At 67.7% G+C, this 14404-nt stretch carries 13 protein-coding genes and 1 riboswitch; of the genes, 2 read left to right on the top strand and 11 right to left on the bottom strand.

The features are described 5' to 3' along the window. Positions 1 to 37: 37 nt before the first annotated feature. Both ACWIFB_RS09850 and ACWIFB_RS09845 read left to right on the top strand, forming a co-directional pair. Entirely contained in the window at positions 38 to 286 is a 249-nt protein-coding gene (locus ACWIFB_RS09850) for a hypothetical protein (RefSeq protein ID WP_452098772.1), read from the top strand. A 43-nt stretch (positions 287 to 329) separates the two neighbouring features. After that, entirely contained in the window at positions 330 to 1886 is a 1557-nt protein-coding gene (locus ACWIFB_RS09845) for a fatty acyl-CoA synthetase (RefSeq protein WP_452098771.1), read from the top strand. 33 nt (positions 1887 to 1919) lie between these two features. Here ACWIFB_RS09845 and ACWIFB_RS09840 read toward each other — a convergent pair whose 3' ends face one another. From ACWIFB_RS09840 to ACWIFB_RS09790, 11 genes are all read right to left on the bottom strand, one after another. Next, complete coding sequence (locus ACWIFB_RS09840; protein WP_452098770.1) at positions 1920 to 2780, bottom strand: alpha/beta fold hydrolase; 861 nt, start codon at positions 2778 to 2780, stop codon at positions 1920 to 1922. Between the two features lie 26 nt (positions 2781 to 2806). Then, positions 2807 to 3634 carry an 8-oxoguanine DNA glycosylase OGG fold protein gene (locus ACWIFB_RS09835; RefSeq protein WP_452098769.1) on the bottom strand — a complete coding sequence of 276 codons (828 nt, stop codon included), beginning with the start codon at positions 3632 to 3634 and terminating at the stop codon, positions 2807 to 2809. 48 nt (positions 3635 to 3682) lie between these two features. Beyond that, positions 3683 to 6577, bottom strand: a complete 2895-nt coding sequence (gene gcvP, locus ACWIFB_RS09830) for an aminomethyl-transferring glycine dehydrogenase (protein WP_452098768.1) — start codon at positions 6575 to 6577, stop codon at positions 3683 to 3685. 174 nt (positions 6578 to 6751) lie between these two features. Continuing rightward, a riboswitch (glycine riboswitch) is annotated at positions 6752 to 6849 on the bottom strand. Positions 6850 to 6883: 34 nt separating this feature from the next. Next, the gene (locus tag ACWIFB_RS09825; RefSeq protein ID WP_295647885.1) at positions 6884 to 7456 is read right to left on the bottom strand and encodes a MerR family transcriptional regulator; all 573 of its coding nucleotides are present in this window, start codon (positions 7454 to 7456) and stop codon (positions 6884 to 6886) included. Positions 7457 to 7770: 314 nt separating this feature from the next. Further along, positions 7771 to 8271, bottom strand: coding sequence for a bifunctional nuclease family protein (locus ACWIFB_RS09820; RefSeq protein WP_452099055.1), 501 nt, complete (start codon positions 8269 to 8271; stop codon positions 7771 to 7773). A gap of 93 nt (positions 8272 to 8364) precedes the next feature. Continuing rightward, complete coding sequence (gene ftsR / locus ACWIFB_RS09815) at positions 8365 to 9099, bottom strand: transcriptional regulator FtsR (RefSeq protein WP_454058146.1); 735 nt, start codon at positions 9097 to 9099, stop codon at positions 8365 to 8367. Further along, positions 9096 to 9515 carry an oxoglutarate dehydrogenase inhibitor Odhl gene (gene odhI / locus ACWIFB_RS09810; protein ID WP_230929096.1) on the bottom strand — a complete coding sequence of 140 codons (420 nt, stop codon included), beginning with the start codon at positions 9513 to 9515 and terminating at the stop codon, positions 9096 to 9098. The genes ftsR and odhI overlap by 4 nt, the downstream gene beginning before the upstream one ends. A 126-nt stretch (positions 9516 to 9641) precedes the next feature. Further along, positions 9642 to 10046 (bottom strand): glycine cleavage system protein GcvH, encoded by a 405-nt coding sequence (gcvH, locus tag ACWIFB_RS09805; protein ID WP_344994906.1) that lies wholly within the window; start codon positions 10044 to 10046, stop codon positions 9642 to 9644. Positions 10047 to 10093: 47 nt separating this feature from the next. Beyond that, a complete protein-coding gene (locus ACWIFB_RS09800) occupies positions 10094 to 10855 on the bottom strand; it encodes a CDP-alcohol phosphatidyltransferase family protein (protein WP_454058145.1) in 762 nt (253 codons plus the stop codon). Then, the gene (gene secA2 / locus ACWIFB_RS09795; protein WP_454058191.1) at positions 10852 to 13119 is read right to left on the bottom strand and encodes an accessory Sec system translocase SecA2; all 2268 of its coding nucleotides are present in this window, start codon (positions 13117 to 13119) and stop codon (positions 10852 to 10854) included. The genes ACWIFB_RS09800 and secA2 overlap by 4 nt, the downstream gene beginning before the upstream one ends. A gap of 118 nt (positions 13120 to 13237) precedes the next feature. Then, entirely contained in the window at positions 13238 to 14377 is a 1140-nt protein-coding gene (locus ACWIFB_RS09790; protein WP_452098765.1) for a hypothetical protein, read from the bottom strand. Positions 14378 to 14404: the final 27 nt, after the last annotated feature.

Here is a 14404-nt window from a genome sequence, read left to right as displayed (position 1 = left end):
TGCTCGGGCGACGGAAGGGACTAGCCTGGCCCATGTCATGGCCTCCCTTTCCTCCTTGCGGTCGCTCGCGCGCCGCCGCTCCGACCCCGATCTCGCACCTCTGCGGGTCCGGTCGTGTCGAGACCTGTGCAACTGGAACGCGACCCCCGTGGAGCGTCGCGGGGAGCCGCTGTTCGCCTGCCGGGGCTGTGGCTCGCAATGGGTTCCGAGCGAGCACTGGACCCCACGCGAGGCCAGTGGGCACATCCCGCCGGAGGTCCTCGAGATTCTCCGCGCCGAAGACTGACGTCGCCCGAACGGGAGTAGGGCACCCGCTATAGGGTCACCACATGACAACACCCCCTCTCCCCGTCATGTCGGCCGCGAGCGCCGGGACCGTCGATGCCGTGCTTCGCCGTTCCGCCTCCCGATTCCCCGATCGGGTCGCCCTGACCTTCGCCGACCGCCGCTGGTCGTACTCGGAACTCGACGCCGCCGTGGACAGGGTCGCAGCCGAGCTCACCTCGCGGGACCTGGAACCGGGCTCCCGCATCGCGGCCTACGGGGTCAATTCCGACGCGTATCTCATCGCCTTCCTCGCGACCTCGCGCGCCGGCTACACCCACGTCCCTGTCAACTACGCGCTCACCGGCGGAGAACTCGAGTACCTCCTCACCGATTCCGGGGCGTCGTTGGTGCTCGTCGACCCGGCGCAGGCGCCGACGCTGGATGCGGTGCTCGGCAACCTGCCCGGCCTCAGCTCACTCGACCTTCAGCCCGCCGCCGGCGGGCACGTCGACGGTACGGTGCTCGGCACCGCACTGGCGTCCGGTGAGACCACGCCCGTGGACTCCCCCGCCTCCGGCACCAGCCTGGCGCAGCTTCTCTACACCTCGGGGACCACCTCGCGGCCCAAGGGCGCGATGATGACGCATTCCGCGCTCATCCACGAGTACGTGAGCTGCATCCTGGCGCTGGACTTCGACATCGACGACGAGCCGCTTGTCGCGATGCCCCTCTATCACTCGGCGGCGATGCATGTCTTCGCGCTGCCGTACCTCTCGCTCGGCGCCACGGTGCATCTGATGGCCGCGCCGGACATCCCGGAGATCCTCCGCCGCGTCGAAGAGGACGGCATCAGGTCCCTCTTCCTGGCGCCGACGGTCTGGGTCCCGCTGGCCTCGCATCCGGATCTGGAGACGCGCGACCTGTCCAGCCTCACCAAGGCGCAGTACGGCGCATCGATCATGCCGGTCACCGTCCTCCAGCGGCTCCGGACGAAGTACCCGGACCTGGGTTTCTACAACTGCTTCGGCCAGTCGGAGGTCGCCCCGCTCGCCTGTGTACTCCGGCCCGAGGAGCACGATGCCCGCCCGGCCAGCGCCGGTCGCTCAGTGTTCTTCGTCGAGGCCCGTGTCGTCGACGAGACGGGTGCGGAGGTCCCCGACGGGGAGCGCGGAGAGGTGGTGTACCGCTCGCCCCAGCTGTGCAGCGGCTACTGGAACAAGCCCGAGGCCACCGAGGAGGCGTTCCGCGGCGGATGGTTCCATTCCGGGGACCTGGTCGTGCGCGACTCCGAGGGTTTCCTCGAGGTCGTCGACCGCATCAAGGACGTCATCAACACCGGCGGGGTCCTGGTGGCCTCACGCGAGGTCGAGGACGCGGTCTACCGGGACGAGCGCGTCGCCGAGGTCGCCGTGATCGGCACCCCGGATCCCAAGTGGATCGAGGCCGTCACCGCGGTCGTCGTCCTCAAGGACGGCGCCGACGCCACCCAGGCCGAGATCATCGACGGGACCCGCGCCCACCTCGCACCGTTCAAGGTGCCCAAGCGCGTCGTCTTTGTCGATGAACTCCCCCGCAACCAGTCCGGCAAGCTCCTCAAGCGCGAGCTCCGGCAGGACTGAGCCGGTCCCGCCCCGGGGACGCTGGCGTATCGATCACACGGTGCTCCGACGAATCCGGGCCAGCACCTCTTCGGAGATCAGTTCAGGGTACTGCTCCGGCAACCAGTGTCCCCCTCCCCGGACCGGGACGAACCGGTAGTCGGCGGCCATCCGGCTCGCCGTGGCCTCCGCACCGCTGCGTGCGATCGCCATGTCCCGGTCTCCCCAGACGAAGGTCGTGGGCACGGCCACGTCCGGCAACTCGTATCTCCGCATCGCCCGGTACCAGTTGAGCGCTCCGGTCAATCCGGCTCGAACACCCACCACGTTCAGGTGTTCGGCCACCAGCTCCTCGGGGACGTCGCCGGCGAACATCTCCCGCAGCCGCCGTGCCCCGTCCGCCAGCAGAACGTCCTCAGCTTTTCCCTGCTGGCGGAACAGAGCGAAATAGGCCGAGCGCTGCTGTTGGTCAGGATCCGTCGCCACCGCGTCCGCGAATGCTCCGAGGTGGGGAACGGAGACCGCCGTCAACGACGCGAGCGCGGTCGGCCGGTGCGCTGCCAGCCACCATGCCACGGACGCGCCCCAGTCGTGTCCGAGGAGATGGACGGGCCCGAGTTCCAGATGCCCCGCAACGGCGAGGACGTCCTCCGTCAGGCGCTCGATCGCGTAGTCCCCGACCTCGGCCGGCCGGGCCCCGGGCGAGTACCCGCGCTGCAACGGGGCCACGACCCGCACACCGTTGCGAGTGAGAAGCTCCGCCACAGGCCGCCACTCGTGGGCACTCTCGGGAAAGCCGTGGAGAGCCAGTACCGTGGGCGCCGGCTGTCCACCGGGTAGCGGCTCGACCGCATCCCACACGAGCACATCGAGTTGTCCGACCTGGATGTCGACCGTCCTGCTGCGGAGCCTCATGGCCGGACACTATCGCCTCGGACTGCTCACCGTGGCCGCCTGTCCCGAGGAGGCCGGGCGACCGCGGCCGCGTCCGCTGTCCGCGAGCGGCGATGATGCCAGACCCGGACGAGCCACATCTCCACCACCAGGGGATCGACGGCGCACTCCGCCGCCCACTCCTCGACCACGTCCAGGTAGCGCTGGAACCGACGAGGGGTGAGCCGCGACGCGGAGTCCACCTCGGTCCAACCCGAGTGGATCAACGTCCCGATCCCCGCGGGGTCGACAGGAACGATGCGCTGATCGGACCACGCCATCGCGAGCGAGGACAGATAGAGCGACGCCAAGGGGTAGCCGAGGTCGGGAACCCCTCGGCCGGCCCTCCCCTCGGGGGCACCGTGCCGCAGCAGGTTCATCGCCTCCGCGGGGGCGTCGAGCCAGTCGACGACGTCATGCAGGACGAGCGGGTAGCCGTGGGAGGAGACGGATCGCCACCCGGCCCGGTCCCGATCGGGTGCCCGGAAATCCGGGAGGCCACGCCTGATCCCCGAGCGTGTGGGATGCGAGGACAACCAGGCCGCGCACATGTACAACGCGACCACGGATTCCTCCAGACTGCCCCGCGCCCGTCTCCCCGCAGCCCACAGGTCGCTCCGCCGCAGATAGCCGGTACCTGTCTCGACCCGGCCACCATCCGGACCCCCACCCACGAGCCGAAGGTCGACGCCCTTCTCCGCCAGTCTCAGATTCCAGAGGTCGAGATCCACCCCCACGTACTCGTCCGCCACCAGCAGCGCCGGCGGCTGCACCCTGCACCAGTCGGCGCAGGCCTCGGGAAGCGGTGGAATGTGGCCGGGTCCGGTCGTGGTCATACCCTCACGGTGTCACGCGGGTCCGACATCAACGGGCCCCGGAGCCGGTCAGTCGTCGGCGAACGCCTCCAACGGCGGGCACGAGCAGACCAGGTTCCGATCGCCGTAGGCGCCGTCGATTCGACGAACCGCAGGCCACACCTTCGGCCGCCACGTGGTGCCGAGCGGATAGCCGGCGACACTGCGGGGGTACGGGTGGCCCCACTCGTCCGCGGACACGCTCTCCGCGGTGTGCGGGGCGCCGCGCAGCGGATTGTCGTCGACCGGCCACTCCCCGGCCGCGACGCGGTCGATCTCGGCCCGGATCGACGCCATCGCATCGCAGAACGCGTCGAGTTCGGCGAGATCCTCACTCTCCGTGGGCTCGACCATGAGGGTGTTGGGGACCGGGAAGCTCATGGTGGGGGCGTGGAAGCCATAGTCCGCGAGCCGCTTGGCGACGTCGTCGATCGATACGCCCACCGAGTCGATGAGTGGACGGATGTCGAGGATGCACTCGTGTGCCACCCAGCCGCCCTCGCCCGAGTAGAGGACCGGGAAGTGCTCGCCGATCCGGCGGGCCAGGTAGTTTGCGCTGGCGATCGCGGTGAGCGTGGCCCGCCGCAGGCCGTCGGCCCCCATCATTCGGATATAGGCCCAGGTGATGGGCAGGATCGACGCCGAGCCGAAGGGCGCCGCGGCCACCACGCCGCCCGAGCCCAGACCGTCCACATGCGGATGACCCGGCAGGAACTCGCGCAGGTGCTCGGCCACCGCCACGGGCCCGACGCCCGGGCCGCCTCCGCCGTGCGGGATGCAGAACGTCTTGTGCAGGTTGAGGTGACTGACATCGCCACCGAAACGGCCCGGACGAGCCACACCCACGAGCGCGTTGAGGTTCGCACCGTCGATGTACACCTGGCCGCCGGCATCGTGGACGATCGCGCAGATCTCTTCGATATCGTGCTCGTAGACCCCGTGGGTCGACGGGTAGGTGATCATGATCGCCGAGAGCTCACCCGCATGCTTGTCGACCTTGGCCTTGAGGTCGTCCACGTCCACGTCGCCGTTCTCGCGACACTTCACCACGACGACCTTCATGCCCGCCATGACCGCCGAGGCGGCGTTGGTGCCGTGGGCCGAGGACGGGATGAGACACACAGTGCGGTCGTCGTCCCCGCGGGACCGGTGGTAGGCGCTGATCGCGAGCAGACCCGCGTACTCGCCCTGGCTCCCCGCGTTCGGCTGCAGGCTGACGGCCGCATACCCGGTGATGTCGACGAGCCACTGCTCGACGTCGCCGACCAGCTGCCGGATACCGGCGTTCTGGTCCGCCGGCGCGAACGGGTGGAGCCGATTGAACTCCGGCCACGTGATGGGTTCCATCTCCGTGGTCGCGTTGAGCTTCATCGTGCAGGAGCCGAGCGGGATCATGGTGCGATCCAGCGCCATGTCCTTGTCCGACAGCGCACGCAGGTAGCGAAGCATCGCGGTCTCGGTGCGGTAGCGGACGAACGCCTCGTGCTCGAGGAACGAGCTCGTGCGGTCACCGTAGGTCGGGTCGACCATCACTTCGAGGCCGGCGGCGTCGGCCACGTCCTCGACCCGGGCTCCGAAGGCCTCGAGCACGAGGGAGACGTGGTCCCCGGTCGTGGCTTCGTCACAGGAGATGGACACGTGGTCGTCGTCGACCTTCCACAGGTTGACCCCGCGCTCGGCCGCCGCGGCGAGCACCTCGTCGGCACGGCCCGGGATGCGTGCCAGAACCGTGTCGAAGAAATCATCGTGGACCACCTCGACGCCGGCCATCACGAGCCCGTCCGCCAGCACCGCCGCGTGCGCATGGACGCGCCGCGCGATCGCTGTGAGTCCCTCGGCACCGTGGTAGGAGGCGTACATCGCGGCGAGCACCGCGAGCAGTACCTGCGCGGTGCAGATGTTCGACGTGGCCTTGTCCCGGCGGATGTGCTGCTCCCGCGTCTGCAACGCGAGCCGGTACGCGACGCGCCCGTCCGCGTCCGTCGACACGCCCACCAGACGCCCGGGGAGGTTACGGGCGTGCGCGGTCCGGCAGGCCAGGAAACCGGCGTGCGGGCCGCCGAACCCCATCGGCACACCGAAGCGCTGGGTGGTGCCGAAGCACGCGTCCGCACCCTTCTCCCCCGCCGGGGTCAGAACGGTCGCCGACAGCAGGTCCACTCCAGCGGCGACCATCACGCCGCGCTCGTGGCACTCCTCGATCAGCTTGGACACGTCCGCGATCCGGCCCGAGGCGCCGGGGGTCTGGACGAGGGCGCCGAAGAACTCGCCCTCCGGCAGGCCGCCGTCGATGAGATTCGCGGTGACGATCTCGATGCCCAGGGGCTCGGCGCGAGTGGCGAGGATCGCCGCGGTCTGGGCGAAGACATCGACGTCGACGGCGAAACGGTGACTCTTGGACGAACGGTTGGCCCGCCGCAGCATCGTCATGGCCTCGGCAGCCGCGGTGCCCTCGTCGAGCATGGAGGCGTTGGCCATGTCCATACCGGTCAGGTCCGAGACCATCGTCTGGAAGTTGAGCAGGGCCTCGAGTCGCCCCTGGCTGATCTCCGGCTGATACGGGGTGTAGCCCGTGTACCACGCGGGGCTCTCGATGATGTTCCGGATGAGGACCGGCGGGGTGAGCGTGTCGTAGTAGCCCTGACCGATCATCGACACCGCCACCGTGTTGCGGTCCGCCAATGCTCGCAGCGCCGCGAGCGTGTCCGCCTCCGACAGTGGTTCGGGGAGGGCATCGATTCCGGCGGCGCGACCGTCAGACCCCACCTCGTCCACGATCACCGACGGGAAAGCCCTGTCCGCGAGTTCGTCGAGAGACGACACCCCGATGGTGTCCAGGATGCGGGCGAGCCCGTCGTCGTCGGGCCCCAGATGGCGGGAGACGAACTCGCCTCCGGTCCGGGCGGTGTGCGGGGTCGTCGTCACAGGTGCTCCTCGAAGGGCGGGGCCACCCGGGATGGGCGGCCGGCGGGCCGGTGCTACCCTCTCCGCTCTGTCCCCTGCCGACTGACGCCGGCGCCTGAGAGATTCGCCGACCGGACCGCCGGCCGACTTTCCCCGTGGGCGGGTGGTCGATTCCACCGCTCTCCAGAGGCGCTCGTCGACTACACGGTCCGGGTGCCTGAGAGATTCTCGGAGAGGAGTTGCTCCTTCGGCGCCCGCGGCACGAGGCCGCGGGACTCTCCCGTGAGTCGCGTGAACGCGTCCCCGAGTCTAGACGACGCGGGCGCCCTAACCGGTACGCCGTGACGCCCGCGCACGCCGCCTGGCGGCGAGCTCGTCCTCGAACGGGGCGACGATGTCGTCCTCGGTGACGGTCTCCGCCGGGAATTCCGAGATAGACCCGGCCAGCTCGCGCATGGCACCGCCGATGCCGATCCCGAATACTCCCTGTCCACCCTGCAGGAGGTCGAACACCTCTTCCTTGGAGGTGCACTCGAACACCGTTCGCCCGTCCGAGAAGAGAGTGATCGTGGCCAGGTCCTGAACACCGCGCGACCGGATCTGATCCACGGCCTTGCGGATGTTCTGCAGCGAGATGCCGGTATCCAGCAATTGCTTCACGATCTTCAGGACGAGAATGTCCTTGAACGAGTACAGGCGCTGGCTTCCCGACCCGGCCGCGTTGCGGATGGACGGCACCACCAGGTCCGTACGAGCCCAGTAATCCAGCTGACGGTACGTGATGCCCGCGATCTGGCAGGCGATCGGAACGCGGTATCCGCTCGTTCCGTCCGGGATCCCGTCGTCCGGGAACAGCCCGGGCTGCACCTCGTCGAACGTGGCCTGCGTGGCCTCGTTCACATCCCCGAAGGGATTGTTCGACTCTGCAACGACGGTCGGCTCCGGAATCCGGGGGTGGTCGGCCACGTTTGCTCCCTCAAGCTGCGGGTGCCGCCACCTTCGTGGCCGCACGGTACCGGGCCGCGAGGCCCGAATCCTGGACGCGTGAACACCATCGGTGTAGTTCACTGAGGGCAACGCTATGCCTGCCGTCCCCCTCGATCAATAGGACACGCGGTAAACCTCAACCTCAAGTTGAACTTTAGAGTCTTCGCCTGCCTGGGAGAAGGTAGTCAAGTGACTCATGTGACTTGAAAAACTGCAGGTCAGCACACTCAGGACGACGGACTTCCGGGATCCTCGGTCGGCCCGCCCTCTCCGAGGAAGTCATCGGGACTGACCTGGTCGAGGAACTCGCGGAAGGCCTCGACCTCCTCCTCGCCCTGCTCCACCAGAGAGATCCCGACCTCGTCGAGTACCTCCTTGCTCACCAGGACCGGTGCAGAGGTGCGCAGCGCCACGGCCACCGCGTCGGACGGCCTCGCCGAGACCCTCGTCGTTCCGAACACGAGCTCGGCGATGAACGTCCCCTCGGACACCCCGACGATCTCGACCTGCTCCAGGGACTGAGAGAAGGTCTCGAGAAGAGTCACCACGAGGTCGTGGGTCAGTGGTCTGCTCGGCTTGACGCCCTGCTGTTGGAGACTGATCGCGGCGGCCTCGGACGCGCCGATCCAGATCGGCACGTACCGGCCCCCCTCCTTCTCATGCAGGACCAGGACGGGTGCGTACTCGGGCTCCTCGAAACGGATTCCGACCACGTCGACCTCACGCATATTGCTCACCATTGTCTCCGCCTCTCGACATCTCCAGCGTAGCCTTCATCCGCGGCCCGGCGAGCGGAGCGCGCGCCGGGCGGGCCGGCAGGTTCAGGATTCGAGCGCGTGGCGCACGGCGACGGTCACGAGAGTCGAGTGAAGCGCAACAGACAGCGCCGCGATCTCACGAGCCAACTCTGCGGCACGGTCGCGCGCATCGGCATCCCCCTGGCGCGCGACCGGCCCGGCGATCTGAGCGATGAGGCCGGTCTGGCGATCCGCCGCCGTCCGGAAGCCCCGCAGGTGCCGGACGTCCACACCATGGGCGCCCAGGTCGTGGGCGGCGCGAGCGATCAGCACCGACTCGGGATCGAAAAAGCCACCCTGTCCGGCCGTGATGAGTCCGGCGTCGATCAGGGAGTCCACGAGCTCCGCCTCCACGCCGGCCTGCTCGACAACGTTCTCGCGGGTCATCCGCTTCAGCGCATCGCTGCGGAAATCGTCAGGTTCGGACCCCGGAACGCCCTCGGATCCGGGGCGCGGAAGCAGAGTGGTCGTCGATCCGTCGGCGATCGCCGCGTCGAGGGCATCCAGCTCGTGCCGGATCACCTTCAACGGGAGATACCGGTCACGCTGCGCCGTCAGGACATACCGGAGTCGTTCGCGGTCCTCGACGCTGAACCGCCGGTAACCACTCGGCGTCCGCTGCGGCGTCACCAACCCCTCGTTCTCGAGGAACCGGACCTTTGACACCGTCAGATCCGGAAACTCCGGCGTCAGTAGTGCGATGACCCCGCCGATGGAGAGAAACTCCTCCCCGGCGGCGCCATGACCGGCTGCGGTCACTGCCCGGGCGTACCCGTCAGGAACACCAGACGGAACTTGCCGATCTGCACCTCGTCGCCGTTGGCGAGCGACGCGGAATCGACCGGCTCGCGGTTGACGTAGGTACCGTTCAGCGACCCGACGTCCACGACGGTGAAGCTGCCACCCTCGCTGCGGAACTCCGCGTGCCGTCGGCTCACCGTCACGTCATCGAGGAAGATGTCGCTGTCCGGATGCCGACCGGCGGAGGTCGTGGCCTGGTCCAGCAGAAAGCGCGATCCGGCGTTGGGGCCACGCTTGACCACGAGAAGGGCCTGCCCCTCGGGGAGCCCCTCGACACCGGTCACCGACGAGTCCGACTGAGCCGCCTGCTGATCGGTTTCATTGAGGAGCTCCGCGCGGAACACGGAGGTGGTCTCGGCGGTCGCCTCGGGCATGTTCTTGTTCTCGGTCACGTTCGTCTCTCCTCGTCTGAGCCCGGGCGTGGGGCTCACGGTGCGCTGCAATTGATTCTATGCCGGACTACCCATCCGCGGGGCCGGGGGGCGGACCAGTCGATCCGCTCACCCCTCCGTGATCTTGGCGTACCCGTCCGAGTCCAGGGTCTGCTCGAGCTGCGCCTCGAGGTCGTCGACATCGGAGATCTCCAGGACGATGATCCAACCCTCCCCGTACGGGTCCGAGTTGACCAGTTCCGGAGAAGTCTCGAGCGCCGAGTTGACCTCGACGACTTTTCCGGTCAGCGGTGCGTACAGATCGGAGACGCTCTTGGGGGACTCGACCTCGCCGAAGGACTCACCGGTCTCCGTCTCCCCGCCGACCTCAGGGAGCTGGACAAAGACGATATCGCCGAGCTTGGACTGCGCGTACTCGGTGATGCCGATGCGGACGCGGGTATCCGACACCCGCTCCACCCACTCATGCTCATCGGTGTACCGGAGCTGGTCGGGGATGTTCTGATCGCTCACTGACGTGCCCTTCTCGAGTGGCTCACTACAGATTCCATCTGGCGACATTACACACCGTCGGACGCCCTCACATCAGTCGATCCGTCACGAGCGGGAAGAGCCACAGTGGTTCTGCGTGCCTGCCAGACATAGATGCCCCCACTCCAGACATAGAGACCGACGCCCCAGTAGAGACATGCTTCGCCGACGACCTCCAGACCCGGGGCTCCCACGACCCCCGCATTACCCGCCAGAATCAGCGGCAGGGACCAGAACAGCGCAAACGTCGCCGCCTTGCCCAGGTAGGTCACCTCCGGCTCCAGTCCCCGCCGGCGATAGACCGGCAGCGTCACCAGCAGCAACGCGTCACGGACGAGCAGCACGACGACAACCCACAGAGGGATATAGCCGGCTATCACGAACGTGACGGGGACGACCGCGACGAGGATCCGATCAGCGATCGGATCCAGCTTCTCCCCCCAGGTCGACCGCATGTTCCACAATCGCGCGATCTTGCCGTCGAGCCAGTCGGAGACGACGACCACCCCGAGCAACCACAGTGCCAGCGTCGGTGCGTCCCACACCAGGACCGCCACGACCAGGACGGGAATCAGGGCGATACGACAGAGCGAGATCGCGTTGGGAAGCGTCCAGAATCGGTCGCTCACCCCTCTTGCGCGGGGCGACACCTCGGCGCCGAGCCCCGGCGGAACCGCTGCCGAGAGGTGTCCTCCCCGGGGCGGCGGGATCTTGGCCCCGAGAACCTTGCCCTCGCCGGTTCGCCATTCGCGCAGATCTGTTTCTCGCCTGCCGTCGCGTGCCGCGCTCATCGGAACGTGGACATCATCCCGGAAAAGACACTTCCTCCGGCCGCCATCGGGTTGTCGTGAACCATGTATGTCCAGGTCGAGGTGGGCCGCGCCATCTCGTTGGCCGCGAGATCCACACCGGAGTCGGAGAACTCGATCTCGTCGAAGGTCTTCTCCGACTCGGTGACCGCATCGGAGGCGAGATCCCGGAAGTGATCGATAGCGATCCGGTGGAATTCATCGAGTGGGTTCTCACGACCCAGGGCGCGAAGGTGGATCGATTCCCTGACGTCGTTCATCGCTTCCAGATGCTCGGCCCAGCCCCGGTCCAGATGCCAGAGCATGATCTCCCGACAGCCCCGGACCACGGCGTCCCGACCGTGGGCGTCGACCAGGCGCGCGCTGCGCTCCGGGTCGTGTTCTGTCAGTTCTTCGAACGCCTTGTCAGTGAGCAGGAGCGTCGAGCGTCTCTCGGCGAGGATGTCACGCTGCTCCGCCAGTAGTCGGCTGTAACGCCAGGTATTGGAGTGGATCTCCAGCATCTGTCCCTCAGTGACCCGCTGCGCATGATCCACGGCATCCCGCCCGCGATTGCCCTTGAGTACCCCGGAGATCCGGTCGTGGGCGGTGGGCAGCTTCTCCGGCTCGAGGGCGGAGGTGACGACCGGGTCGTCCATGGCGACGAAGAAGACCGAGCTGCCCGGATCGCCCTGACGTCCGGCCCGGCCTCGGAGCTGGTTGTCGAGGCGCTCGGTACGGTGCCTGCCGGTCCCGACCACGTGCAGGCCACCGAGTTCCACCACCTCATCGCGACGCGACTCATCGGATCCTCCCAGACGGATATCCGTACCTCGACCGGCCATCTGCGTGGATACCGTGACATTGCCGATGTCACCGGCCTCCGCGATGATCGTCGCTTCCTCCTCGTCGTTCTTGGCGTTGAGCACGGCGCACTCGACGCCCTTCTCCGCCAGCCGGGCCGCGAGCGCTTCGGACTCGGCGACGTCATGTGTGCCGACGAGCACGGGCCGCCCGGTCTCATGTATCGAGGCGACATGATCGACGATGGCGCGGGTCTTACTGTCGGAATCGATGTAGGTCCGGTCTGCCTCGTCGAATCGGATGTTCGGCCGGTTGGGCTCGATCTGCGAGACCCCGAGCGAATAGAACTCCCGTAGCTGGGGGCCGGCGGCCAACGCGGTTCCCGTCATCCCGCAGACCTTGGCGTAACGACCGATGAACCCCTGGACGGTGAGACTGTCGAGGATCTCTCCCGACTCCGATACGGCCACCTCCTCTTTGGCCTCGACCGCTGCTTGGAGGCCGTCCGGCCAGCGCTGCAGCTCGGCCACGCGACCACGCGAGGCATTGACCAACTGCACTCTGCCGTCACGGACGATGTAGTCGACATCCCGCCGCAGGAGGAAGCACGCGTGCAACGCCACATTGACCTGGACGAGAGTGCTGCCCACATGGTCCGCGTCGTAGAGGTCGTTGATCCCCAGTTCCTTCTCGACGGCCTCCGCGCCATCATCGGTCAGATAGATGTTGCGTCGTTCCGAGTCGGTCTCGTAATGCCGTCCGGGACGGAGCTTTCTCACCGCCGCCAGGACCTCTCCCGTGGGCGCGTCTCCCGACTTCGAACCGGCGAGAACCAGCGGGACCAGGGCCTCGTCCACGAGAACCGAGTCGGCCTCGTCCACGATCGCCACATCGGTGGCCGGCGAGATCCGGTCGTCGGGATCGGTCACGAGCTGCTCGCGCAGCACGTCGAATCCGATCTCCGACACCGAACCGTAGGTGATATCGCTGGCATACGCCGCGCGCCGTTCCTCGCGCGTCGCCCCCTCTGTCACGAAGCCGACAGAAAGGCCCAGGAGCTCGAACATCGGTCCCATCCACCGGGCGTCGCGGACTGCGAGGTAGTCGTTCACCGAGATCACGTGCACCGTGTGGCCCTGGAGGGCGTAGCCGGCTGCCGCGATGGCACCGGAGAGCGTCTTGCCCTCACCGGTGGCCATCTCCACGACGTCTCCCTCGAACATTCTCAGCGCGCCCTGGAGCTGGACGTCGAACGGTCGAAGGTCGACCGTCCGGGTGGCCGACTCTCTGGCCAGCGCGAGAAACCGGGCGAGGTCCTCCGCGGACTCGCCGAAGAGCTTCAACCGGTGGGCGGTGTCCGCGAACTCGCCGTCGGCCAATCCGGCCGCCCAGTCGTCGAAATCATGCGAGGCCTCGACCGCGCTCTGCGCACGTGAGGTGTCCCGGCCCTGGGTGGAGCCCATCAGCTTCCAGAAGCGGTTGGCGAATCCCACGCGCGGCGTCCTTCCCGGTCACGAACAGATGCTCCCACCGTACGCAGACCACGACAGGCCGGGGCCCTCGCCCCGCCGGTCGCGGGCACTACTGATCCGGGTCGATCTGCCCACGCAATCTGCGCATCGCTTCTGTCGAGAGCATCCGGTCCCCCGCCCGGGCCGCCAGATGCTCGGCGGCAAGGTCAGCGTGACTCGGCTGGTGACGTGACGAAGGCGGACGAACGCCGTTCGCCCTGGCGATCCCGGCGAGCCGTTCCGCTTCGGCGACAGCCGTGTCGGCACGTGTTTCCACGGATTCCACCAGCTCTCGAAGCGCTACGGCCCGCTCGACCACCTCGGCCCAGGCCCCGTCGATCAACGCCCCCATACCGGTGAGTGTGGTGAAGCCGTCACCGGCCGGTGGCACCCCGGCCGACGCCGCGGCCTCGCGAAGACGGCACAGATCGCCGGAAAGTCCGATGACCTCGCTCTCCGCATCGAACTGGAGGCGGATCTCCTCCACGGAGCGACCACCGCGTACGAAGGCCGCCGACAGCCGGTCATACAGACCCCCGACCTCCATGAGCATCGCGGTGTACATCTCCGGGATCCTCCGACGATCCGAACGGATCTGAGGCAGCGACGGCAGCGATTGAACGACGGACTGCATCCGTTGTGGAAGAACCACCCGTCCCATCTCGCGTTGCCCGAATGCGGCGGCGACGGTTCCGAGTTCCCCCAGGGTGCGAGGCACCAGTGGCACCGGTGCCATGGTCGGAGTCGACGCCAACGCATCGAACAGACGCCCTCGGTCGTCGGTGTCCAGGTGGACACCTCTCCTGCGATCTGCCCGGATGTCCTTGATGCGGAACGCGAAGACCCCGGCGCCCCTGGTGAAGCCCGTACGTAAGACCATGTATTTACGATCGAGGTCAGCCAATCGGGTGCGAAGCGCCATCCGAAGCATCGACGGTGCCGGGGAGTCGATGATCCGCCGTAGATCATGGCGTTGCTCTTCGATGACCCTGACCTGGTGGAAGCCGCCGACTGTGGGGAACGCGAGGTTGCGGTGCAGCCGGGCGCGAACCACTTCAGCTATCCGTGGTTCCACCAGGCCACATGCCACCAGTAGAGCGGCGCGGTCTGACAGTTCGGAAATCGGGGGGTCGCCCTCCCCGTGACACATCCTGTCGACGTCGGAGACGATCCGATCCCGTGCCGTGCGCGCCGTGCTCTCGCGTTCCATGCACCCTCCTCGCCCGGTACCCACAAT

It is taken from the genome of Dietzia sp. NPDC055340 (assembly GCF_053645335.1).
Note: the sequence above shows the minus strand (reverse complement) of the source record. Positions and strands in the feature narration are given on the sequence as shown.

What these genes read in the sequence shown, in the direction of transcription:
- ACWIFB_RS09845 (WP_452098771.1), top strand. Translation starts at nt 330, where the DNA reads ATGACAACACCCCCTCTCCCCGTCATGTCGGCCGCGAGCGCCGGGACC.
- ACWIFB_RS09840 (WP_452098770.1), bottom strand. Translation starts at nt 2,780, where the DNA reads ATGAGGCTCCGCAGCAGGACGGTCGACATCCAGGTCGGACAACTCGAT.
- odhI (WP_230929096.1), bottom strand. Translation starts at nt 9,515, where the DNA reads ATGCCCGAGGCGACCGCCGAGACCACCTCCGTGTTCCGCGCGGAGCTC.
- ACWIFB_RS09800 (WP_454058145.1), bottom strand. Translation starts at nt 10,855, where the DNA reads ATGAGCGCGGCACGCGACGGCAGGCGAGAAACAGATCTGCGCGAATGG.
- secA2 (WP_454058191.1), bottom strand. Translation starts at nt 13,119, where the DNA reads ATGGGCTCCACCCAGGGCCGGGACACCTCACGTGCGCAGAGCGCGGTC.
- ACWIFB_RS09790 (WP_452098765.1), bottom strand. Translation starts at nt 14,377, where the DNA reads ATGGAACGCGAGAGCACGGCGCGCACGGCACGGGATCGGATCGTCTCC.
- ACWIFB_RS09820 (WP_452099055.1), bottom strand. Translation starts at nt 8,271, where the DNA reads ATGCGTGAGGTCGACGTGGTCGGAATCCGTTTCGAGGAGCCCGAGTAC.
- ACWIFB_RS09850 (WP_452098772.1), top strand. Translation starts at nt 38, where the DNA reads ATGGCCTCCCTTTCCTCCTTGCGGTCGCTCGCGCGCCGCCGCTCCGAC.
- ACWIFB_RS09835 (WP_452098769.1), bottom strand. Translation starts at nt 3,634, where the DNA reads ATGACCACGACCGGACCCGGCCACATTCCACCGCTTCCCGAGGCCTGC.